Consider the following 22,352-nt stretch of genomic DNA (forward strand, 5'->3'; position numbering starts at 1 on the left):
CGTGAGAACGAAGACCACTGTGCTGCACCTCCTTCCCGACGCCGTTAAGGCTACAGTCTTATTCACGTAGAGTGAAGGAAAAAACCTGAATCGGTTCATCCGATCACTCCTCGTGATCGCCCCGCGGAACCGACGATCCCCTAATTCTCCGCTGGATCCGGGGGGCGAGGCATCTCGACTCGCCCCCCGGATCTCACCGAGCGTCTGCAGGAACCAGGATCCTCACTCCGCCAGCGGCAGGTACAGCTTCTTGTCGTGGGCTTTGAAGGTCTCCGACATTTCGGCGAAGCCGGCCTCGATCGCCTCGGTGGAGGTCAGGCCGTGTTCCTCGGCGTACGCGCGGATGTCGGCGGTGATCCGCATCGAGCAGAACTTCGGGCCGCACATCGAGCAGAAGTGCGCGGTCTTGGCAGGCTCGGCCGGCAGGGTCTCGTCGTGGAAGGACCGCGCGGTGTCAGGATCCAGCGAGAGGTTGAACTGGTCCTCCCAGCGGAACTCGAACCTTGCCTTCGACAACGTGTCGTCCCAGGCCTGCGCACCCGGGTGCCCCTTGGCCAGATCCGCCGCGTGGGCAGCGATCTTGTACGTGATCACACCGGTCTTCACGTCGTCGCGATCCGGCAGGCCGAGGTGTTCCTTCGGCGTGACGTAGCAGAGCATCGCCGTACCCAGCCAGCCGATCTGGGCCGCACCGATCGCGCTGGTGATGTGGTCGTACGCCGGTGCGACATCAGTTGCCAACGGCCCCAATGTGTAGAACGGCGCCTCGCCGCACAGTTCCTCCTCGAGCCGGACGTTCTCGGCGATCTTGTCCATCGGCACGTGCCCCGGACCCTCGATCATCACCTGGACGTCGTGCTCCCAGGCGATCTTGGTGAGCTCGCCCAGGGTCCGCAGCTCGGCGAACTGGGCCGCGTCGTTGGCATCCGCGATACATCCCGGTCGCAGGCCGTCGCCGAGTGAGAACGTCACGTCGTACTCGCGCAGGATCTCGCACAGCTCGGCGAAATGCGTGTACAGGAAGGACTCCTGGTGATGCGCGAGGCACCAGGCTGCCATGATCGACCCACCTCGCGACACGATCCCGGTGATCCGGCGCGCGGTCAGCGGGACGTACCGCAGCAGGACGCCGGCGTGCACGGTCATGTAGTCGACGCCCTGCTCGCACTGCTCGATCACCGTGTCGCGGTACACCTCCCACGACAGCTCGGCCGGATCGCCCTTCACCTTCTCCAGCGCCTGGTACAGCGGCACGGTCCCGATCGGCACCGGCGAGTTGCGCAGGATCCACTCCCGCGTCTCGTGGATGCTCTTGCCGGTGGACAGGTCCATCACCGTGTCCGCACCCGCCCGGGTGGCCCAGACCAGCTTCTCCACTTCCTCCTCGACCGAGCTGGTCACCGCCGAGTTGCCGATGTTCGCGTTCACCTTCACCAGGAACTTCTTCCCGATGATCATCGGCTCGCTCTCCGGGTGCCGCCGGTTCGCCGGGATCACGGCCCGGCCGCGCGCGACCTCGGACCGGACGAACTCCGGGTCCATGCCCTCCCGCAGGGCGACGTAGCTCATCTCCTCGGTGACGGTGCCGGCTCGCGCGTGCGCCAGCTGGGTCAGTGGCGCGCGCCCGGCGATCCAGTCCCGCCGCAGCGCGGGCAGACCGGCTTGTACGTCGATCCGCGCCGACGCGTCCGTGTACGGACCGGAGGTGTCGTACAGGTCGAAGTGTTCGCCGTTCGTGAGGTGGACGCGACGGGCCGGGACCTCCAGCTCGCCGCGATAGATCTTCTCCGAGCCCGAGATCGGGCCGGTGGTGACAGTGGGCCGAATCGTGCTGACAGTCACTGTGCTGCTCCCTACGCCGGAATTACCCGGACAGGTTCGGCGGTCGGCGGCGCCGGACATGTGTCCAGCCGCCCTCTCAGCCCGCTACGGTGCGAGCTCCCGCGATCTCCAATTGTCACCGTCACTCTAGTGCCTCGTCGAGGAACGTGGGTGCCTCTAGCGGGCGTCTGGGGCGCCGCTAGAGGTGCCTACGCTCCTCGACGAGGCACTCACCTGTGTCGTCTTGACCGGGCCGGTAGCGTCGGGGGATGCGAGACCTCGTGTACCCGCCCGTGATCGGCTTCGCGAAGACCGCGTTCAAGGTGCTCGATCTGAAGATCCGGCTGACCGGGACAGAGAACGTGCCGCGGACCGGCGGCGCGGTGATCGCGCTGAATCACATCAGCTATGTCGACTTCATCCTGGGCGGGTTCGGCGCGGTGCCGAGCAAGCGGCTGGTCCGCTTCATGGCCAAGGACGTGCTGTTCCGCAACCGGTACTCCGGTCCGTTGATGCGCGGCATGCACCACATCGCGGTGGACCGGTCGGCAGGTACCGCGTCGTACCGGGAGGCGATCCGCTACCTGAACGACGGCGAGATCGTCGGGGTGTTCCCCGAGGCAACGATCAGCCGGTCCTTCGAGCTGAAGGAGTTCAAGTCCGGCGCGGTCCGGATGGCCGCGGAGGCCGGCGTACCGGTCGTCCCGCTGATCCTGTGGGGGACGCAGCGGATGCTGACGAAGGACCATCCGCGCGACTTCTCCCGGCATCGCGCGATCGCGATCACCGTCGGCGAGCCGATCACGGTCGGCACCGACGACGACGCGGCCGAGGCGACCGCGCACCTGCGGACGACGATGGCCGGGATGCTGGACCGGACCATCCGCGACTACCCGGAGCAGCCGGCCGGCGCATGGTGGCTGCCCGCGTCGTACGGCGGTGGTGCGCCCTCGCCCGCGGAAGCGGAACGCCTGGACCAGGAGGAACTCGCCCGGCGGGCGGCCCGCCGCAAGTAAGCACACCGTCAGTAACGCGGACAAGACCTTGACCCCCGGGTGACCCCGAGGGTACGAAAGGCTCTTGTTGACAGTGCAGGAAACCTGGGGGGTCCCTGTGACGCCGGCCGGTCGGCGGCGGTACTCGGGTAGGCGGGGAAGGGTTGTGTTCGATTCACCGGAAGAGCTGCATCTCTTCGAACCGGGGATGCTCGCGGTGGCGCCGCATGTCGCAGAGCACATCCCGGACGCCGGCGTCTACTTCGTCGACTGGGCCATCCAGGACCTGCCGGCGGACCGCGCCCGCGAGGTCGAGTCCGCGGTGAACGGCAGGCGCTGCCAGAACGGCTGGTTCCCGCTGGAGAGCCTGGACAGCATCGGCAGCCGCGGGTACTGGCGTGGTCCGCTCACCTACCTGGCCCGGATGACGGCCGACGACACGTCGATCCTGCAGGAGTGGTCGACCGACGGGCTCACCGGCGACGACCAGAGCCGGATCGAGGCGACCGTGAACCACCTGCTCTACCAGCAGGGTCACGCGGCCGCGGCGACCTGGGCCGTCGCGGTCCGCCCGCAGACCTACCTGGACGCAGCGCTGCTCGGCGACCGGCTGGCCGCCGCGTGGGAGTACAACCTCGGCTCGATCCGCTCGAAGGACGTGGCGAAGTCGGTACGGCGCTGGAACCGCTGACGTCAGTGGAACTGCGGGATGACCAGGTACAGCCCGTAGAACGCGGCCGCCACCCCGACCCCGAAGATCAGGCTGACCAGGGCCCCTCACCGAGAGCACTCCAGTCGATGTGCATCGCCGTACTCCTCTCAGCCCGCCGCGGCCGTGGTGGCCGGAGTCGGCCACCCGGCCGGACAGCCGGACAGCCGGACAGCCGGACAGCCGGAGAACTTACTCCAAGATCAGATGGGCCAACCCGTAACAGAGCGCCGCGATGATGCCGGCCGCGGGAATGGTCAGCACCCACGCTGTGACGATGTTCTGCGCGACTCCCCAACGGACCGCTGACAGCCGCTTGGTCGCACCGGCGCCGATCACCGCCGACGTGATCGTGTGCGTGGTGGAGACCGGCGCGTGCAGGCCGATCGCCATCACGTACAGCACGGTCGCGGCGACCGACTCGGCGGCGAAGCCGCGGGCCGGATCCAGGTGGATGATCCGGCGGCCCAGAGTGCGCATGATCCGCCAGCCACCGGAGTAGGTGCCGAGCGAGATCGCCGTCGCGGCGGAGATCTTGACCCACAGCGGGATGCCGTCGTTCTCGTTGACGTGACCGGTGGTGAGCAGGGCCAGGAAGATGACGCCCATCGTCTTCTGCGCGTCCTGCAGGCCGTGTCCGAGCGCCACCGCCGCTGCCGACAGCGACTGCGACATCCGGAAGCCCCGGGTGACCTTGCCGGGATTGCTGTGCCGGAATATCCAGAGGATCGCCGTCATCAGCGCGAACGCGCCGAAGAAGCCGATCCCCGGCGACAGCACCATCGGGATGACGACCTTGTCGAGGATGCCCGTCCACAGCACGATGCTCGACGAGGCGACCCCGGCGCCGATCAGTCCGCCGATCAGCGCGTGCGACGAGGAACTCGGCAGGCCGAAGTACCAGGTGATCAGGTTCCAGATGATGGCGCCGATCAGCGCGGCGATGACGACCACCAGGCCGTGTGTGCCGCTCGGCGTGCTGATGATGCCCTTGCCGATCGTCTCGGCCACCTCGGTGCCGGCCAGCGCACCGAGGAAGTTGCACGCCGCGGCCATCGCCAGCGCCACCCGCGGGGTGAGCGCGCGGGTGGAGACCGAGGTCGCGATCGCGTTGGAGGCGTCGTGGAAGCCGTTGGTGTAGTCGAAGGCCAGCGCGATGACGACGAGGATGATGACGAGCGCGAGCTCCACGCTCAGCTCTCCTTGACGGCGATCTGCTCGACGGTGTTGGCGACGTGTTCGAAGGCGTCGATACCGGCCTCCAGCAGGTCCACCACGGTCTTGAACTTCATCACGGTCAGCGCGTCGTACTCGCCGCTGAACAGTTTGGCGATGATCCGGCGGTGCACCGCGTCACCGGTGTTCTCCAGCCGGTTGATCTCGATCCAGTACTCGGCCAGGTCCTTCATCGTCCGCAGCCGGGGCATCGTCTCGGCGGTCAGCTGCGCCATCCGCTGGAGTACCTCGATCTGCTCGGCGACCTCCTCCGGCAACTTGTCCAGGTTGAACAGGTGGACCGAGTCGACGGCCTCCTCCATGAAATCCATCACGTCGTCGAGATCGGAGGCCAGCCGGTAGATGTCCTCGCGGTCGAACGGGGTGACGAAGGTCGAGTTCACCCGGCGGATGATCGAGTGCGTGGTCTCGTCGGCCGCGTGCTCGGCGTCCTTCATCTGGGCGGCGATCTGGTGGCTCGACGACAGCCCGGTTCCGGCGGTGCTGCCGAGCAATTCGGCCAGGATCCGGGATCCGTCCACGAGGTGGTTGGCGGACTCGGTGAAAAGGTCGTAGAACGTCGGGTCGTTCGGACGCAGACGTAACGGCACTTCAAGCTCCGGATGAACGAGGGACAAACCGTGAACATGCTAGGGGGAACCTGCGGTTGACGCGGCATCCGCCCGGTCAAGGTAGCGCGTCGGAATGAACTGCCCCAAGGGGATCTGACCGGAGAGTAACCGAATCGTTTCAACGAGTGATCACGGCGTACAGGTCGAAGAGACCCACCACGAGCACCAGTCCGGCCGCGATCCGGACCACCCGATCGTGGCCGAGGGCATGGACCGCGGCACCTCCGGTCCGCCGGTAGACGGCGCTCACCGCTGCCCAGCAGGACAGGGACAGCACCAGTACGACGATGCCCAGGCCGGTGCGGACGTCCGACGTACCGTGGCCGGAAGCAAGCAACAGGACGCCGTTCGCGATCAGGCCGAGGGCGGTCCGGCGCCAGGCGAGGAGGGTGCGCTCGGGCTGCAGCCCGGGGTCGGGTGTGCTCATCGCCACAACGAGAAGATCAGGGCGATCAGGCCGACCACGGCGATCGTTGCCCCCAGCATCAGCGGCAGGCGGGTCAACGGGAGCGGCCCACCGCGGCGGATCGCGGCCAGGTTCTGCTGCCAGCGGCGGAAGGCGCCGGCCGTGGTGATGATACCGACAGTGACCAGAACGACACCGATGATGCGGGCGGGCCAGCGATCCGGACCGAGGTCAAGGAACTGCACCGCGGACAGACCGCCGGCGTAGCAGGCCAATGAGGTCCGCAGGTAGGCCAGATAGGTGCGTTCGTTCGCCAGGGTGAAGCGGTAGTCCGGTTCGCGGTCTTCGTACTCCTCCGTCATCCGCAGCTCACCAGGCCGTACTTCTGCTTCAGTGTCAGCACACGCCTCACGCTACTGCTCAGCTGCGCGGCGAAGGCCTTGTCCTGCTCGGCCTTGGTGACCAGCGCGTTCACCATGGTGGCGGTCTGCGACGCCGTGGCGTTGATCACGATGTCCCCGCCGGCCGCCACGAACCGCGTGGCGCGCTGCCCCACCGGCACCGACTTGACCTCGGCGGCCGCTCCGACGTCATCGGTGATCACCACTCCGCCGAACCCGAGGTCCCCGCGCACCATCCCCTGGATCACGGTCCTCGAGAACACGGCACGGTTCTCCGGATCGATCTTGGCGTAGGTGACGGTGGCGATCATCACCATGTCGCTCCCCGCCCCGACGCCGTCCGCGAACGGCTTGAGGTCGGCGTCCCCGCGGACGGTCACGTTGTCGACCACTCCGGACGAGAAGTCCGTGTTGCCGCGCACCCGGCCGAGTCCCGGGAAGTGTTTGACCGACGTCATCACTCCGGCCGACCCCATGCCGCGAACGAACGCCTGGACCGGCGGCCCGACCTCGGCCGGGGTGCTGCCGTACTCACGGTCCAGACTGCCGATCGGCGCATTCTGACTCTTGAGAGAGCTCGGTACGACGTCTGCCACCGGTGCGAGGTTGAGGTTCACACCGGCCTGCTTGAGCTGGTCGCCCCAGTGGTCCGCGTTGCTGGTGAGCTTGGAGCTGGACCAGGTGCCCTGCACGGTTGCCGACGGGATGCGGTCGAAGCCGGGGCCCTTGAGGCGCTGGATCTGTCCACCCTCCTGGTCCGCAGCGATCAGCGGCCGAACGCCCTTGACCGTGGCGGCTGTCCTGACGGCGGCCATCGCCGTACGGGTGTGGGAGAGGCTGCCACCGGTACCGAGCAGGAGTACGCCGCCGGGCTTCTCCTGCTGGACGATGGAGCGCTGGCTCGAGGTCATGCCGTTGGCGCTGATGCCGGTGAGGATCAGCTGGGCCGCCTTCTCGCTGAGCGTGAGGGCTTTGAGCTTCTGGTCGACGCAACTAGTCGGTGTTGCGGTCGGCGTGGGGGGCGGGGTTGCTGACGGCGTCGGCGTGGTGGGTGACTCGGTGGTCGTCGGCTGCGTTGTCGGCAGCGGCACCGAGGACGAGGGCGCCGTACTCGGACCCGCCGTGGGTGGAGAGTCCGTGTCGCCGCAGCCTGCGAGCAGGAGAGCCGTCAGCAGGACCAGAGCGGCTGGATGCCTCATTGTCAGCGTCGCTCCCAGGCGGCGCGGTCGACCGTGTCGCCGGAGTGCCGGGCGAGCGTCGCGCAGAGGTCGTAGAGGTGCTCGACCTGCTCCTCGCTGAGCGCGTCGAAGATCGACTTGCGGACTTCCTCCACATGACCGGGTGCCGTCTCGACCAGCTTCTGCCGGCCGAGGTCGGTGATGATCGCCACCTGACCGCGGCGGTCGGACTCGATCGCCTCCCGCCGTACCCATCCGGTCTGCTCCAGCCGGTTGACCGCATGCGACAGGCGGCTGCGTGAACCAAGGGTGGCGACCGCGAGCTCACTCATCCGCAACCGGCCGTCAGGTGCGTCGGACAACCGGACCAGGATCTCGTAGTAGGTGTGCGGGATTCCGGCATCGCGTTGCAGTTGCTGCTCGATCCGGGTGTTCACCACGCGCTGGGCCGCGATGAACGCTCGCCATGCCTGCTGCTCTGTCTGGTTCAGCCACCGGGGTTCCGCCATCCCCGCAGCGTAGCCAGTACGGCTCCCTCACGCTCGTTCAGCCTGATCAGCAGTACGGCGGCCGCACAGACCAGCATGCCGATCACCGCCGGCGCACCGATCGTCTCGTCGAACATCAGGAAGGCGATCACCATCGTGGTCGGCGGCACGAGGTACAGCAGGCTGCTGATGCGAGTGGCACCGGACAGCTTCAGGTTGACCAGGTACAGGCCCCAGCCGCCACCCGTTGCCAGCAGCACCAACCAGAAGACGGCACCGTAGAAGCCCGGCTCGTTCGGCACCGTCAGCTGGTCGGTGGTCGCGGCCAGCGCGACGAACAGCACGGTGGAAACGAGGCTCTGGATGCAGAGTGCGTCGAGCGAACTGGTGCTGGGCTTGCGGCGGCGTTCCAGACACGTTCCGGCAACCATGCCGAACACGCCCGCGAGTGGCACCAGGAAGAGCAGCGGTGAGAGGTGGCCGGCGTGGAGGTCATCCGCGACGACGAGAGCCACTCCGGCGAGGCCCAGGGCCAGACCGATCCACTGACGTCGATTGACGGGTTCGCTCAGCAACGGTCCGGCGACTGTGGCGATCAGGATCGGTTGCAGCGACCCGATGAGGGCAGTGACGCCCGCACTGAGGCCATGGTCGATCCCGGTGAAGATGAGGCCCAGATAGACGAACTGGGTCAGTACAGCCATCCACACCTGGGTCACCAGGTCCCGCTTGGTCACTCGCGGGCGGCGGACGGCGAGGATCACCACAGCCAACGCACCCGCGACCACGTAGCGCCAGGCAAGCAGGTCGAAGGCGGTCGTGTACTGCGTCCCCCACCGGGCGCCGATGAACCCCGAACTCCAGAACACGACGAACCCGGCGCCCGCGATCACAGTCACCGCGGGCAGACGCCGTACCGGAAGGGTCTGTGTGGCATGGGGACACGGTAAACATACAGGTCGGTATACTGTCAGTGTGCTAGCTCAGCAGATGAGACTGCGGGTGGATCGCGGGCTGTCCGAGGAGGCCCGGCTGACGCCGGCCGGGGAGCGGATCCTGGCCGCGGCGTCGACGCTGTTCTACGAGCAGGGAATCCGGACGGTCGGCGTGGACACGATCGCCGCGGCCGCCGACGTGACCAAGAAGACGTTGTACGACCGGTTCGGGTCGAAGGATCGGCTGATCGCGGCGTACCTGGACCGGCGGAACCGGGTGTGGCACGCGTTCCTCGACGAGCAGCTGGAAGCGCGCGAGCCCGGTACGCCGGAGGAGGTCATCCTGGCGTTGTTCGGGGCTCTGACCGACTGGGTGGCGGGGTCGCGGAACGGGTGCGGGTTCATCAACGCGAGCGTCGAGCTGGCTGCGCCGGACCATCCCGCGATGCCGGTGATCGTCGGGCAGAAGCAGTGGATGCGGTCCGAGTTCAAGGCACAGGCGGAGCTGGCAGGGCTTGCGGACGCGGGTGAGCTCGCGGATCGTCTGCTCCTGCTGCACGAGGGCGCGCTGGTGAGCTACCGGGTGGCGGCGATGGACAACGCCACCGAGGTGGCGAGCCGCGCGGCCGCCGACATGCTGGCCGCCTGGCCGCGGATTTAGCTGTTGCCGCGTCTCATGATGGTCAGACCGATCAGGCGGGACACCACCATGGCGACATACCCGAGTCCGGCGAGCTGCTCGAGCATCACCACCGACCTGCCCCAGGACGTGATCGGGAGGATGTCGCTCAGCCCGGTGCTGGACAGGGTGGTGAAGCTGAGGAACAGCAGCTCCATCCAGGTGCGATCGCTGGCCGGGTCAACGGCTGCGGTGAAGCTACCGGGCACGAGAGCCTGCACGAACACGTACAGGTAGGCGAAACCCCAAGCCACCAAGGTGAACGTGGCACCGGTGGCGTACAGCTCGTCGGCGCTCACGTCATGGTCGGACAGCATGTAGCGGAGCAGGCTGTACGCCGCGTAGAAGTAGAAGGCAGCGTGCAGTACGCCGGAGATCGCGATCACCGGCTCGGTCGGATTGGCTGCGTCGACCAGTGACAGGGCGACGGCTGGGATGCCCAGACAGATGCTGACCCAGGTCAGCCCCGGCGTGGCCCGCACCGAGAACACCGCGAGTGCCAGTACGACGATCCCGAGGATCTCGAACGCGACCCGTCCGCCCCGGGATCCCTCCATCGCGGGGTAGACCAGCACGCCGAGCAACTGCACCACGAGCAGAACAGCGGACGGGTGCCGCCGCGCACTCCCGACCACGGTCATGTCCCGGCCTCCCCCACCTTGCGGGACTCGATGATCGCCGCGCGGCGCGCCAGCCGGTGGTGCCGCCGGATCTCCGCCTCCCGGAGCCGCCGCCGCTCCTCGTCGGTCTCGGCGATCACCTGTGGGACCTCGCGAGGCTTCCCGTGCTCGTCGACCGCGACGAACACCAGGTACGCCGAGGCGACGTGCACCTCCGGTCCGACGGCGTCCCACCGGTCCGCGGTGATCCGGACGCCGACCTCCATCGAGCTCCGGCCGGTCCAGTTGACCTGGCCGCTCAGGTGGATGACGTCACCGACCCGGACCGGCACCAGGAACACCATCTCGTCCATCGACGCGGTGACCGCGGGGCCGCCGGAGTGCCGGGCCGCGACCACGCCGGCGACCGAGTCGACCAGGGTCATGATCACGCCACCGTGCACTGTCCCCAGCAGGTTGGTGTCGTTCTGCGCCGTGATGTGCGACAACGACAACCGCGTCACCGACGTCGGCCGGGACGACGGGGTGCTGGACATGCCGACTCCTTCTGGGTGGGTCCTTCTGGCGGGTCTGCGCAGACTATCCCGGGCGGGTTGTCCACAGGTTCGAAATCACCGGCCGCGACGGGTGCCGATCCTCGTACTTTCTCTGGGCGAGGAGGTGGTCCCGATGACCATCGACACCTGCACCGACCATGCCCAAGGCAACCACTCCGACCGGCCGGATCCGGTCCTGACTCCCCTGACCCGCGGCCAGGCCGCGCGGCTGATCAGCCTCGGCCTGTCCACCGCGGCCCGACTCGGTCTCGACGTCGCGTACGAGGGCGGCGCCGCCCTCGTACCGGTCGAGCCGTCCGCATCCAGCCCGGTTCTCGGCCTGAGCAACCTGGCCCGCATCATCGCCCGGTACGACGAGGACCGCTGGCCGGCCCTGGTCGAGGAGCACTTCGTCCAACTACAGGAACGGCTCCGCGAAGGCCCGCCACTCCCACCGACCGATCCCCAGCGGGATCTGATCCAGCGTCTCGTCCCCCGCGATGCACTGCCCACCGAATGGACCTCCGGGCGCCCCGACTTCCTTCCCGGGGTGCTGTCCGTTCCGTCGACCATGGAGGACGGCGTGGTCACCATGTACCTCGACCCCACCGACTTCGGTCTCACCTGGTCCGAGGCCGAACGACACGGCCTGACCAACCTGCGTCGCATCACCGACCACGTCGAGTACCTGACCCAGGACGACCTCCGGATCGCCGCCGTCACCGGTTCCCCGTACGCCGCCTCCCGGGCCTTGGTCCTCGACACGGTGCTCCGAGAATCCCTCCACACCGAGACCCCTTCCTACGGCGTACTGGCCGCGCTCCCCTCGCGGGACCTCCTGCTGATCCATGTCATCGATGACCTCTCGGTCATCCCCGCCCTGGGCCTGATGCTGAACCTGACCGCCCGCTCCCACAGCCATGACCCGGGCCCGCTGTCACCCGACGTCCACCTGGTCACCCGGACCACCGGCACCCCGTGGACCTGGCATCCCGCCACCGTTCCCTCACCCGACCACACCCCTCTCCGGCTCTCGTCGCAGCTCCAGTCGCTCACGCAGCTTCTGGCCACTCGAGAACCTCCGCCCTAACTGCCACGCCGGGACCGGTCCGGGCGTCCTCAGGGTGAGGTGAGGTGGATGCGCAGTGTTCGGCTGGGATCGGTCGCCGTGGTCGTTGCGGCTGTCGTTGGCGCCGGCGTCGTGGCCGGCTGCGGGGATGAGGCTGCAGGTGGCTCGCCGGGGATTCCGTCTGGGTCGCCGGTGCCGGGCGGCAACGACTCTGCGGTGACGGCCGCCGCGGATCTGCTGAATCCGTTGCTGCTCCAAGACTTCGCCGCATCGTTCGCCGGCCTGGTGCTCGATCACGACAAGCGCGTCGTGATCGTGTACCGGAAACCTGATGCCGCTCTCGACGCCCGGGTGCGCGAGAAGGCGAAGGGCGTCACCGTGGAGCTGCGCGATGCGCGGATGAGCCAGCGCGAGATGGCGGACCTGAGGGATCGGGTGATCGGTGACATCGGCTACTGGGGCGAGCGTGGCGTGTCGGTCAACGGTGCGGGGCCGAAACCGGACGGCTCCGGCGTCGAGGTGATGACGACGTCGGGCAACTCATCGGACCAGAAGAAGCTGAGAGTCCACTACCGAACCGATGCCATCCTCGTGACGCAGGGCCAACCGGTCATCGTGGCCCCGATGACCGTCCCGGCCACTCCGCTCAAGCGCCCCATCACCCCGATCACACCGCCACCCCGATAGCGCCTCCCCAGTTGTCAGGCAGTGGGGGGCTTGAAGTGGCCGGGCCAGTCGGAGTGGCGGATGCGGGTGATGGAGCGGACCTCGCCGAGGGTTGACCATTCGTCCTTGCCGAGGCGGGCCAACGGACGAAGGAGGTGGATGTCGGGGCGGTCGTCGACCATCACGGCCTCGTCGATGGCGAGATGGCGGACCTGACCGATCACCACGGTGGAGTCACCCAGTTCGAGGGTGGTGTGCAGCGTGCACTCGATGGCGACCGGTGACTCCGCGACGCGGGGGACAGCGACTGTGCGGGCGGGTTCGGTGGTCAGGCCGACGGCTTCGAACTCGTTGATCTCCGGCGGGAAGTTGGTGCCGGTGGCGTTGACCTGCTCGAACAGGGGTTCGGCAGCGAAGTTGACCACGAACTCGCGGGTCGCCTCGACGTTGTTCAGGCTGTCCTTGCGGCCGACCGAGGTGAACTGGACCATCGGCGGCTGCACACACGCCACGGTGAAGAACGAGTGCGGCGCCAGGTTGAGGACACCGTCGGCGGACCTGGTCGAGACCCAGGCGATCGGGCGCGGGACGACGATCGAGTTCAGCATCGCGTAGAACTCACGCCGTCCGACGGTTTCCGGATCCAGGTCGACTCGCACGCTCGCAGTACATCAAATCCGGTGGACGCCGTGGCGCACCGGCTGAAGGATCGAGACGACGGACGCCAGACCACGACGGAGGTACGTGTGGGAGATCACCACGATGAGCCGGGGATCGCCGAGGTCGGGCGACGGCACGGGATTGCGCCAGGGCAGATCGTCGAGGTCGCGGGCGGGGTGGCCAACCGCGGGTTCGTGCTCGGCGAGGGGTTGTTCCTGCGGGTGTCGCGGCCGGGGTTCGAGGGCGATCTGCGCAAGGAGGCCGCGGTCGTGCCGGTCGCCCGGGCTGCGGGCGTGTTGACGCCGGCAATCGTCGAGTACGACGAGAGCCGGTCGGTCGTCGATGCGCCGTACGTCGTGATGCAGCGGGTGCACGGAGTCGAGCCGACCGATGGACCGCCGGCTGGATTGGCGGAGCAGTTGGCCCGGCTGCACGAGCACGAGCAGACCGAGATCCCCGGGCTGCCGCGGGACGACCGGGACGATCCGTGGCAGACGGTCGACCGGCTGACGGAGCGCGGAACCATCGACCTCGGGACGGCGAAGTGGCTGAGCGACTGGTTCACCCGGTTGTCCGGCCGGTTCGACCGGAACGAGACCAAGGTGCTGATCCACGGAGATGTTGCCTCACACAACCTTCTGGCCGGTCCGGACGGTGAGCTGCGGGCGCTGATCGACTGGGGTGATGCCGCCTGGGCCCCGCGTGGCATGGACTTCGCCAAGTTGCCGCTCGAGCAGGTCGCCGCGATCCTGCCGGAGTACGTCTGCCACGCGCGGTCCGCCGTACGGGAGGAGGAGGTGGCTGCGGCTGCGCTGTGGTTTCACCTGGACTGGGGGCTGGGGAAGCTGACCGCCGACCCGTGGCCCGGGCAGCGGCACTGGACCGCTCCGCCCGGCAGCCGGGTGCTCGGGCTGCTGAGGTTCTTCGCCGCCGGACCGCCCGGGCCGTGGCGTGACCTGACCTGATCAAGAAGGCGGGGTTCTGGCTCTCAGTGCTGGGGTTTCTGCTGTAAAACAAGGGGTTTGCACTTGTCACGACATGCGGCAGACTGGGTTCTCGTGACTGACTACGTAGCCGCCCAGGACCGGTACGACGACCAGATGGCCTACCGCCGGACGGGACGCAGCGGCTTACAGCTGCCCGCGATCTCGCTGGGGCTGTGGCACAACTTCGGCGACGACAAGCCGTTCACGACCCAGCGTGACATCCTGCGCCGGGCGTTCGACCTCGGCGTGACGCACTTCGACCTGGCGAACAACTACGGCCCGCCGTACGGCTCGGCCGAGACCAACTTCGGTACGCACTTCGCCCGGGACTTCGCCAAGTACCGCGACGAGCTGATCCTGTCGACCAAGGCCGGTTACGACATGTGGCCGGGTCCTTACGGTCAGGGTGGCGGCTCGCGGAAGTACCTGCTCGCCTCGCTGGACCAGTCGCTGGCCCGGATGGGCGTGGACTACGTCGACATCTTCTACTCGCACCGGTTCGACCCGGACACCCCGCTCGAGGAGACGATGGGTGCGCTGGACGCCGCGGTGCGTTCGGGCAAGGCGCTGTACGCCGGCATCTCGTCGTACTCGGCGGACCGGACCCGGGAGGCGGCGCGGATCCTGCAGGAGCTGGGCACGCCGCTGCTGATCCACCAGCCGTCGTACTCGATGCTGAACCGCTGGATCGAGGAGGACCTGCTCGACGCCGTCGGTGAGCTGGGCGTCGGCGTGATCGCGTTCTCGCCGCTGGCGCAGGGCGTGCTCACCGACCGCTACCTGGACGGCGTCCCGGCTGACTCCCGCGCCGCGCAGGGCAAGTCGCTGAACCCGGACTCGCTCACCGAGGACACCCTGAAGCACGTCCGCGCGCTGAACGAGATCGCCAAGGAGCGCGGCCAGTCCGTCGCCCAGCTGGCGCTGGCCTGGACGCTGCGCGACGACCGCGTCACCAGTGCGCTGATCGGTGCCTCCAGCGTCGCCCAGCTCGAGGACAACCTGGCGACCGTCCGGAATCTGAAGTTCAGCCCGGAGGAGCTCGAGGCCATCGACGCCGACGCCGTCGAGGCCGGCATCAACCTGTGGAAGAAGAGCTCGGACAGCTAGGCCCCCGGCGGGAGGTTGCGGAACGGGGTCGGGTGGTTGCGGCGGCCCGGGGTTGGGCACAGGCTGGAGGAGAACCCTCCTGGAGGTGGTTGTCATGACCGCTTCGACGCTCGAACTGGCCCTGACCTACGAACATGCCCGGATCCGTGAGCTGGCTCAGCAGGCTCACCACCCGGCCGCCGCGCACCCCGAGCGCAGACATCAGACCGACTGGTTCTACGCCATTGCCGCGCAGCACCTGGCCGCCGCCGAAGACGTCCTCCTCCCGCACGTACGCCGGCTCCCCGACGGGAGCAGCCTGGTCACCAGGTACGTCGGCAACGCGAAGGAGCTGGAGCGGTCACTGCGCTTCCTGAAAGGACGCCAGTACGGCGACAGCCGGGTGCAGAACCTGACCGACCTGGAGGTGTGGACGGCCGTCGACCGGCTGCTCGCCGAACACGAGCGGCTGGAGACGTCGTGCACCCAGCAGATCAGTGAGCAACTGGACGACTCGCACGTGAACACGCTGACCGAAGAGCTCCTGGAAGCCGAGGATGTCGCGCCGACGCGGGCGCATCCGTACTCGCCGCACACCGGCATGGCGGGCCGGATGGTGCACCGCATGTGGCGATTGGCCGACAACGCCTGGGACAGCGCCGAAGGACGCGTCGTCCCGACCAAGTACCACGTGCATCCGAAACGCGATTCCGCCCTGTCCCACTACCTCTACGGCACCGCGATGCCGGAGGACCGGGAAGAGCAGCACTAGAAGCAAAGTGACCGGGCCCGGGCCCTCGGATGCCTCCGAGGGCCGGGCCCGGTCTGCCTGCTCTCACTGCGCCTGGTTGTGGGAGCCGGCGGGTCCCGCCTCCACTGCGCCTGGTGTGTGGAGATGGGTCCCAACACCCTCCCCCGCTGCGCCTGGTGTGCGGGGGAGGGCGGTCAGGGGATTACTTCAGTCCGTCGATCGCCTTCTTCGCGCCGGGGTGCAGCGGCACCGGGTCGGTCTTCTCGGCGTTGTCGAGCGTGATGTCCTTGGCCGCCGCGTTCACCGCGACCAGGGCGTCCTTGTTGTCGTACAGCACCTTGGTCACCTGCTCGGCCAGCTCGTCCTTCATGTCTGTGCGGACCAGCAGCACGTTCGGCACGATGATCGTCGCCACGTCGGCCGGCTGCTTGTACGTCGCCGCCGGGATCGGCGCCTGGCTGTAGACCGGACCGTACTTGTCCTGCATCTTCGGCAGCAGGTCGACGATCGGGATCAGCTTCACGCCCTTGCCCATGCTCGTGGTCAGGTCGGTGATACCGCCGGTCGGCAGGCCACCGGACCAGACCAGTGCGTCGATCGTGCCGGACTTCATCGCGTCCACCGACTCCGGCAGGCCGAGCCGTTGCGCGGTGACGTCCTTGGCCGGGTCCAGGCCGGCCGCCTCGAGCAGCCGGCGGGCGATCACCTCGGTGCCGGAGTTCGGCGAACCGGTGGAGACCCGCTTGCCCTTCAGGTCCGCGATCGAGTTGATCCCGGCCGACGTATGGACCGCGACCTGCGTGTAGTTGTTGTAGAGCCGGGTCAGGGCGACCACGTCCTGCTTGGACTTGAAGCTGTTCTCGCCCTTCACCGCGTCGGCCGCGGTGTCGCCGAGCGAGAACGCGATGTCGTAGTTGCCGGCCACCAGGCCCTGCACGTTCTGCACCGAGGCGCCGGTCTCACTGGCGGTCGCCCGGTAGCCGGACATCTTCTGCGAGATCACCGAGGCCAGCGCGCCGCCCAACTGGTAGTACACGCCGGTCGTGTTGCCGGTGGCGATCGTCAGCCGGCCTCCGGTCGCCGTACCGGAGCCGGTCGGTTCACGCTGCCCGCCACAGGCAACCAGCGAGAAGACAGCAGCGAACGCCACCGCGGCGGTGGGCAGTCGACGGAGTCTCATGAGGGGACGGGTCCTTCCTTCGGGGCGGCGGCGGCCTGGCGTTGCCGCCGGACCAGATTGATGACGACGGCAACAAGTAGCAAACCGATTCCGGCCGTGATGGTTACGGGCGCGAGGTAAAGCAGCAGGACGGCCGCCGGAACACACAGCAACCGCTCGGCCCAACTCGTCGCCACCACGATCCAGCCACCGGTCACCACCGCGAGCGCGGCGACGGCGAGCATCGACACGGCCAGCGTCCACAGCATGCCGACGAACGATCCCTGACCGAGCAGGTGTGCGCCGTTGTCGGTCAGCACGAACGCGAACGGCACCAGGAAGGCCGGCAGCGTGTACTTCCACGCCTGCCACATCGTCGGGATCACCTTGCCGCCGGTGATGGCGGACGTCGCGACCGCGGCCAGTGCGGTCGGCGGCGACACCTCGGACAGTACGGCGTAGTAGAAGATGAACATGTACGCCTCGGGCTGCGTCACCCCGAGCTGCGTCAACGCCGGCGCGATGATCACCGCGGCGATGATGAACGACGCCGTCACCGGCACCGCCAGACCCAGGATCAGCACAGCGATCGCCGACAGCAGCACGGTGAGGGACAGTACGACGGTGTGGTCCTCGGTCAGGCCGTGCGCCGCACTGACGATGATCTCGGCCAGGTTCAGCCCGAGTCCGGTCTGCGTGGTGACCGCGACGATGATGCCGGCGGTCGCACAGGTCGCCGCCACCGGCAGCACCGAACGGGTGCCCTGGGCAAGCGCTTTGAAGAAAGGCCCGGCCGTCAGCCGGTGCTCGCGGTCCAGGAACGACAACCCGAACTGGATGATCACGGCGTAGACCACGGCCTTGAACGGCGGTACGTCGACCGCCATGAAGCCGATGATCACGAACAGCGAGAGGAAGTGGTACCCGAACCGCAGCAGCAGCCGCAGCGCCGACTGCTGCGAGATCTCGGCCGACGTCGTGCCGTGCCGGCGGGCGTCGATCTCGATCGCGAGCAGGATGCCCAGGTAGTACAGGATCGTGGGGATGACGGCGTACCCGAGCACGGTCAGGTAGGAGACCCGCAGGAACTCGGCGATGATGAACGCGGCCGCGCCCAGGGTCGGCGGCGACAGGATCGCGCCGATGCCGGCGGCGGCGAGCATTCCACCTGCCGGTTCGGGCGGGTAGCCGGCCCGCCGGAGGATCGGCCAGGACACCGTGCCGAGCGACACCGCGGTCGCCGTACCGGAGCCGGACACACTGCCCAGCAGGAAGCCGGCCAAGGTGACCGTGCGGCCAGGCGCGGTCCGGCTGCGCTTGAAGGCGGCGAAGGACAAGTCGATGAAGAACTTGCCGGCCCCGGAGTAGTCGAGCACCGCGCCGTAGATGGTGAACAGCACGATGTAGCTGGCCGCGACGCCCAACGGTGTGCCGTAGAACCCGGCCGTGCCCATCGTGAACTGCGCGATGATCGCGTCGAAGTTGAAGCCCTGGTGCGCCAGCGACCACGTGTACGGCAGGTAGCCGCCGTAGTACGCATAGGCGATGAAGACCAGGCTGAACACCGGCAGCACCCAACCGGTGGTACGACGGCAGGCCTCGAGCAACAGGATGAGCAGTACGGTGCCGGCCAGGATATCGAGAGTCGTCGGAGCCTGACGCCGTTCCAGATAACCGTCGAAGTCGATGAGCGGGTAGACGCAGACCACCAGCGCGACCACGGCCAGGATCCAGTCGGTGATCCCGGGGTCGTCGGTGGCCCGGTCCTTGAACGGGTTGAGGAACGCCGGGACCTTCCAGCCCCGGTAGCAGAGCAGCGTGATCGGCAGAACGGCTGCGAGAAAGATCACCAGGTAAAACTGCGTTCCCTGTGGTAAGGGGAAGAACACCTGCCAGAGCACGCCGACGCTGACGATCGCGCACCAGACCGAAATCACCAGGTCGAGGGCAGGTCTGAGCCGCCGAGCCGGGCGTTCCTGCTCGTACTCGGCCAGTTCTTCCTCGGAGGGCGCGGTCAAGCCGGCCCCCGTACCGATACCGACAGTCATCTACCGGTTCCCTCCTGTGTTCGGAAGGCTAATGTTGCCGAACACAGCACGCAGTCGCGTGATTACGTCTTTACCAAGATCTGACACATATGAGCGTCTCCTGGCCTACGATCACCGCATGAGTGGCGCGGTACGGATTCTGCTGGTCGAGGACGATCTCGATATCGCCAATGCCCTGATACCCGCGTTGCGGCGTTACGGCCTGATGGTGACGCACGTCCGGACGGCCGCGGACGCCCTCGCGGCGGACCCCGGCGACCTGGTCCTGCTGGACCTCGGGTTGCCCGACGGGGACGGCATCAACGTGTGCCGGCAGATCCGGACGGTGTCCGACGTACCAGTGATCGCGGTCACCGCGCGCGGTGAGGCGGCCGACCGCGTTCGCGGGTTGCGCAGCGGCGCGGACGACTATGTGGTCAAACCGTTCGCGATTTCCGAGCTGCTGGCCCGCATCGATGCTGTACTTCGTCGTACCGGCCTTTTGCAGCCCCGCCCCCGGGTGACCGTCGGCGACCTGACCGTGGACATCGAGGCCCGGACGGTGCAGGTCGCGGACAAGCCGATCAGCCTGACCCGCAAGGAGTTCGACGTGCTAGCTGTGCTGGCCGCCCACCACGGCCGGGTAGTGCCGCGCGAACAGGTCGCCCTGTACGCGTGGCAGTCCGTCTTCGAGGCCTCGTCGCGCACGATGGACGTGCACGTGGCGAGCCTGCGCGCCAAGCTCGGCCGGCCCGAGCTCGTGCAGACCATCCGCGGCGTCGGCTACCGCCTGGGTTCGGACTGACCGTTGCGCCGTCGACTGCTGCAGTCCCTCGTTCCGATGGTCGTCGCACTGGCGATCGTCGCCGTCGTACCGCTGGCCAACTACATCGCCACGAGTACGTCGCGCACCCTCTTCCTGTCCCGCAGCAACGACGCGGACTGGTTCGCCGCCATGGCCGAGGCGCCGCTGCAGTCCGGGGACATCGCCAACCTGCGTGAGATGGCGGTCCGCTACCAGGAGCTCTACAACACCCCGGTGTTCGTCGTCGACGTGGACTCACGCGTCGTGGCGACCTCGGTGTCCGGCGTCGACGTGGACGAGCCTGACCTCGAGGCCGCCCTGCACAGCACCCTGGCCGGCCGCCTGCCACCCGAGCCGCCGGCCCTGTGGCCGTGGCGGTCCGGCGAGATGGTGGTGGCCCGTCCGGTCGTCAACAACGGCAGCGTGCTCGGCGCAGCGGTCCTGCGGGTCCCGACCGAGGAGGCCCGCGACCAGGTGCAGCGCGGTCTGCTGCTGCTCCTCGGCGGACTGCTGATCAGCATCGGCGCGATCATCATCGGTATCGTCCGGCCGATCACCCGCTGGGTGCTGCGGCCGCTGGGCGACCTGGACAACGCCACCCACCAGATCACCCGCGGCGCACTGGACACCCGGGTGTCCACCGACGGACGCGCTCCGGAGCTGCGCCGCCTCGGCGACAGCTTCAACTCGATGGCGCTCAGCCTGCACCAGGCCCGCCAGCGTGAGCGAGAGTTCGTCGCCGACGCCTCGCACCAGCTCCGGACGCCGCTGACCTCGGCGCGGATCCACATCGAGGGCCTGTCCCGGCTGTCGCCGACCGCGCGGTTCGCGCTCAGCGACATCGACCGGCTCGGCCGGATCGTCCAGCGGCTGTCCCGGCTGGCCGGCTCGGACCGCCCCGGAGCCGATGCCGAGGGCAACGAAGAGCCGCTGGACCTGGCCCAGTCGGTGAAGGAGCGGCTGGTCGGCTGGAAGGCCGTGTACGCCGCCGACGACATGGAACTGATCATCGGCGAGATGGTGCCGGGCGGTGTGGGCCCGGAGCTCGAGGTCGACGACATCCTCGACGTACTGCTCGACAACGCCTCCAAGTACGGCGCTCCGCCGGTCGAGGTGTCGGTGACGCGGGACGGCACCGAAGTGGTGCTGTCGGTCCGCGACCACGGGCTCGGCCTCGGTTCGCGGGACCTGAAGAAGGTCGGCGAGCGGTTCTGGCGCAGTGCGCACCACCGGGAGATGCCGGGCACCGGCCTGGGGCTGGCGATCGTCCGCTCCGAAGCGGCCCGGGTCGGCGGCCGCGTCGTCGCCCGTCCGCCGATCGGCGGCGGTCTGGTGATCGAGGTTCGCGTCCCGCTGATCGACGACTACGACGCCTAAGAGGTCGTACGGCGTACGCCCTGCTCAGATGTGGTTCTCGCGGTACCAGCGCTCGGCGGCCGGGTGCAGCGGGATCGGCATCGTCGCGATCGCCGAGCGCGGGTCGAGTGCGCCGGCCTCCGGATGTGCCGCGATCAGGTCGTTCTGGCGGCGGAACAAGGTGTTGATCGTCCACCAGGCCCACGAGTCCGACAGGTTCGGCTTGGCCACGATGTAGTTCGGGATCGCCAGCGTCGGCACCGAGCTGGCCAGCTTGTACGCCGACGGCGGGATCGCGGACACCACGTAGCCGCCGAACTCCTTGAGCGCGATCGTCTGGGCGACGTTGCCGATGTCGAGCAGGCGGAAGCCGATCGAGTCCTGCAGCTTGCCGATCGGCTCGGTCGGCACGCCGCCGCTCCAGATCAGCGCGTCGATGCCGCCCCTCGCCTTGGGGTTGTTGGCCTTGGCCTCCAGCGCCTTGACCGAGTCCTCCAGGCTGAGGAACCGCTTCGTCACCTTCACGCCGGCGGTGTTGAGGATCAGGTCGGCGACGATCCTGGTGCCGGACGTCTGCTGGCCGACACTGACCACCTTGCCCTCGAGGGCCTTCAGCTCCTGGCCCTTGAAGGCCATCGGCACGACCACGTGCACGTAGTTGTCGTAGGCCCGGGCCAGCGCGCTGAACCTCAGCTTCCCGGAGGCGAACACCCCGGTCGCCTCGTACGCCGCCAGCGCGGTGTCCGACGTACAGAAACCGATGTCGGCCTTCTGGCTGGACACCTTGAGCAGGTTGTCGACCGAACCGCCGGTGACCAGTGGCTGCAGCGTGACGCCGGTGACCTCGCTGATCAGCTTGGACAGGTCGATGCCGAACTGGTTGTAGACGCCGCCCTTGTTGCCGGTCGCGAAGATGCCCGGGCCGTCCGGTGCCGGCTCGTCGGAGCGGCCGCGGGAACATCCGGGCACTGCCATCGCGGCGACCGCCGCGGCCCCTAGACCAAGCAGGCTGCGCCGGGTCATTCCGTCGGGTCTGAGGAGGCTGTTCCTGTCGGGAGTGAACAGGCGGGGGCGATCCATGCAGGACAACCTAGACAACATCCGGCTCTCCGGGTAGTTACGTACCCTGCCCGCAACCGAACCGCTACCCGCAGGTACTGCGATGAACTGCG

At 68.1% G+C, this 22,352-nt stretch carries 24 protein-coding genes and 1 riboswitch; of the genes, 10 read left to right on the forward strand and 14 right to left on the reverse strand.

Annotated features, from left to right (window positions below):
- Positions 1–222: 222 nt before the first annotated feature.
- Positions 223–1,842, reverse strand: a complete 1,620-nt coding sequence (gene thiC, locus OG817_RS32605; RefSeq protein ID WP_406048520.1) for a phosphomethylpyrimidine synthase ThiC — start codon at positions 1,840–1,842, stop codon at positions 223–225.
- A riboswitch (TPP riboswitch) is annotated at positions 1,833–1,955 on the reverse strand. (Overlaps the previous gene by 10 nt.)
- Positions 1,956–2,090: 135 nt before the next feature.
- Between thiC and OG817_RS32610 the strand changes: the two genes are divergently transcribed.
- Positions 2,091–2,837, forward strand: a complete 747-nt coding sequence (locus OG817_RS32610) for a lysophospholipid acyltransferase family protein (protein ID WP_406048522.1) — start codon at positions 2,091–2,093, stop codon at positions 2,835–2,837.
- A gap of 145 nt (positions 2,838–2,982) precedes the next feature.
- Positions 2,983–3,507 carry a hypothetical protein gene (locus OG817_RS32615; protein WP_406048524.1) on the forward strand — a complete coding sequence of 175 codons (525 nt, stop codon included), beginning with the start codon at positions 2,983–2,985 and terminating at the stop codon, positions 3,505–3,507.
- Positions 3,508–3,717: 210 nt separating this feature from the next.
- On the opposite strand, the gene OG817_RS32620 is transcribed toward OG817_RS32615, so the two are convergent.
- From OG817_RS32620 to OG817_RS32650, 7 genes are all read right to left on the reverse strand, one after another.
- Positions 3,718–4,716, reverse strand: coding sequence for an anion permease (locus OG817_RS32620; RefSeq protein ID WP_406048525.1), 999 nt, complete (start codon positions 4,714–4,716; stop codon positions 3,718–3,720).
- Between the two features lie 2 nt (positions 4,717–4,718).
- Positions 4,719–5,351, reverse strand: coding sequence for a DUF47 domain-containing protein (locus tag OG817_RS32625; RefSeq protein ID WP_396391451.1), 633 nt, complete (start codon positions 5,349–5,351; stop codon positions 4,719–4,721).
- 139 nt (positions 5,352–5,490) lie between these two features.
- Entirely contained in the window at positions 5,491–5,799 is a 309-nt protein-coding gene (locus OG817_RS32630; RefSeq protein WP_406048526.1) for a DUF202 domain-containing protein, read from the reverse strand.
- The gene (locus tag OG817_RS32635) at positions 5,796–6,140 is read right to left on the reverse strand and encodes a YidH family protein (RefSeq protein ID WP_396391450.1); all 345 of its coding nucleotides are present in this window, start codon (positions 6,138–6,140) and stop codon (positions 5,796–5,798) included. Before OG817_RS32635 ends, OG817_RS32630 begins: the two co-directional genes overlap by 4 nt.
- Positions 6,137–7,378: a glycoside hydrolase family 3 N-terminal domain-containing protein gene (locus OG817_RS32640; protein WP_406048528.1), complete on the reverse strand. Its 1,242-nt coding sequence runs from the start codon at positions 7,376–7,378 to the stop codon at positions 6,137–6,139. The genes OG817_RS32635 and OG817_RS32640 overlap by 4 nt, the downstream gene beginning before the upstream one ends.
- A 2-nt stretch (positions 7,379–7,380) precedes the next feature.
- Positions 7,381–7,866 carry a MarR family winged helix-turn-helix transcriptional regulator gene (locus OG817_RS32645; protein WP_131353177.1) on the reverse strand — a complete coding sequence of 162 codons (486 nt, stop codon included), beginning with the start codon at positions 7,864–7,866 and terminating at the stop codon, positions 7,381–7,383.
- The gene (locus OG817_RS32650; protein ID WP_406048529.1) at positions 7,845–8,744 is read right to left on the reverse strand and encodes a DMT family transporter; all 900 of its coding nucleotides are present in this window, start codon (positions 8,742–8,744) and stop codon (positions 7,845–7,847) included. The genes OG817_RS32645 and OG817_RS32650 overlap by 22 nt, the downstream gene beginning before the upstream one ends.
- 76 nt (positions 8,745–8,820) lie before the next feature.
- On the opposite strand from OG817_RS32650, the gene OG817_RS32655 reads away from it, so the two are divergent.
- The gene (locus OG817_RS32655; RefSeq protein WP_406048531.1) at positions 8,821–9,441 is read left to right on the forward strand and encodes a TetR/AcrR family transcriptional regulator; all 621 of its coding nucleotides are present in this window, start codon (positions 8,821–8,823) and stop codon (positions 9,439–9,441) included.
- Here the strand turns inward: OG817_RS32655 and OG817_RS32660 are convergent.
- Together OG817_RS32660 and OG817_RS32665 are read right to left on the reverse strand one after the other, a co-directional pair.
- On the reverse strand, positions 9,438–10,100 hold the full coding sequence (locus OG817_RS32660) for an ion channel (protein WP_406048532.1): 663 nt from the start codon (positions 10,098–10,100) through the stop codon (positions 9,438–9,440). The genes OG817_RS32655 and OG817_RS32660 overlap by 4 nt on opposite strands.
- Positions 10,097–10,615 carry an acyl-CoA thioesterase gene (locus OG817_RS32665; protein WP_406048533.1) on the reverse strand — a complete coding sequence of 173 codons (519 nt, stop codon included), beginning with the start codon at positions 10,613–10,615 and terminating at the stop codon, positions 10,097–10,099. Before OG817_RS32665 ends, OG817_RS32660 begins: the two co-directional genes overlap by 4 nt.
- 133 nt (positions 10,616–10,748) lie before the next feature.
- On the opposite strand from OG817_RS32665, the gene OG817_RS32670 reads away from it, so the two are divergent.
- Both OG817_RS32670 and OG817_RS32675 read left to right on the forward strand, forming a co-directional pair.
- Entirely contained in the window at positions 10,749–11,705 is a 957-nt protein-coding gene (locus OG817_RS32670) for a hypothetical protein (RefSeq protein WP_406048535.1), read from the forward strand.
- A 48-nt stretch (positions 11,706–11,753) separates the two neighbouring features.
- The gene (locus tag OG817_RS32675; RefSeq protein ID WP_406048537.1) at positions 11,754–12,371 is read left to right on the forward strand and encodes a hypothetical protein; all 618 of its coding nucleotides are present in this window, start codon (positions 11,754–11,756) and stop codon (positions 12,369–12,371) included.
- Between the two features lie 14 nt (positions 12,372–12,385).
- Here OG817_RS32675 and OG817_RS32680 read toward each other — a convergent pair whose 3' ends face one another.
- A complete protein-coding gene (locus OG817_RS32680) occupies positions 12,386–13,009 on the reverse strand; it encodes a flavin reductase family protein (protein ID WP_360443331.1) in 624 nt (207 codons plus the stop codon).
- Between the two features lie 21 nt (positions 13,010–13,030).
- Between OG817_RS32680 and OG817_RS32685 the strand changes: the two genes are divergently transcribed.
- From OG817_RS32685 to OG817_RS32695, 3 genes are all read left to right on the forward strand, one after another.
- Complete coding sequence (locus OG817_RS32685) at positions 13,031–13,975, forward strand: phosphotransferase family protein (RefSeq protein WP_406048538.1); 945 nt, start codon at positions 13,031–13,033, stop codon at positions 13,973–13,975.
- A gap of 93 nt (positions 13,976–14,068) precedes the next feature.
- Complete coding sequence (mgrA, locus tag OG817_RS32690; RefSeq protein ID WP_396391439.1) at positions 14,069–15,103, forward strand: L-glyceraldehyde 3-phosphate reductase; 1,035 nt, start codon at positions 14,069–14,071, stop codon at positions 15,101–15,103.
- A gap of 94 nt (positions 15,104–15,197) precedes the next feature.
- On the forward strand, positions 15,198–15,854 hold the full coding sequence (locus OG817_RS32695; protein WP_406048540.1) for a hypothetical protein: 657 nt from the start codon (positions 15,198–15,200) through the stop codon (positions 15,852–15,854).
- A gap of 181 nt (positions 15,855–16,035) precedes the next feature.
- Here the strand turns inward: OG817_RS32695 and OG817_RS32700 are convergent, their stop codons facing one another.
- Entirely contained in the window at positions 16,036–17,013 is a 978-nt protein-coding gene (locus OG817_RS32700) for a TAXI family TRAP transporter solute-binding subunit (protein ID WP_406048541.1), read from the reverse strand.
- On the reverse strand, positions 17,010–19,040 hold the full coding sequence (locus tag OG817_RS32705; protein ID WP_406048542.1) for a TRAP transporter permease: 2,031 nt from the start codon (positions 19,038–19,040) through the stop codon (positions 17,010–17,012). The genes OG817_RS32700 and OG817_RS32705 overlap by 4 nt, the downstream gene beginning before the upstream one ends.
- Positions 19,041–19,158: 118 nt before the next feature.
- On the opposite strand from OG817_RS32705, the gene OG817_RS32710 reads away from it, so the two are divergent.
- Positions 19,159–19,824, forward strand: a complete 666-nt coding sequence (locus OG817_RS32710; RefSeq protein WP_012918592.1) for a response regulator transcription factor — start codon at positions 19,159–19,161, stop codon at positions 19,822–19,824.
- 36 nt (positions 19,825–19,860) lie between these two features.
- Positions 19,861–21,201: a sensor histidine kinase gene (locus OG817_RS32715; protein WP_396391435.1), complete on the forward strand. Its 1,341-nt coding sequence runs from the start codon at positions 19,861–19,863 to the stop codon at positions 21,199–21,201.
- 24 nt (positions 21,202–21,225) lie between these two features.
- Here the strand turns inward: OG817_RS32715 and OG817_RS32720 are convergent, their stop codons facing one another.
- Positions 21,226–22,260, reverse strand: a complete 1,035-nt coding sequence (locus OG817_RS32720) for a TAXI family TRAP transporter solute-binding subunit (protein ID WP_406048544.1) — start codon at positions 22,258–22,260, stop codon at positions 21,226–21,228.
- Between the last annotated feature and the right edge of the window lie 92 nt (positions 22,261–22,352).

Origin of the sequence: Kribbella sp. NBC_00889, assembly GCF_045207705.1 — a bacterium.
In the GTDB taxonomy this organism is placed as follows: Bacteria; Actinomycetota; Actinomycetes; order Propionibacteriales; family Kribbellaceae; genus Kribbella.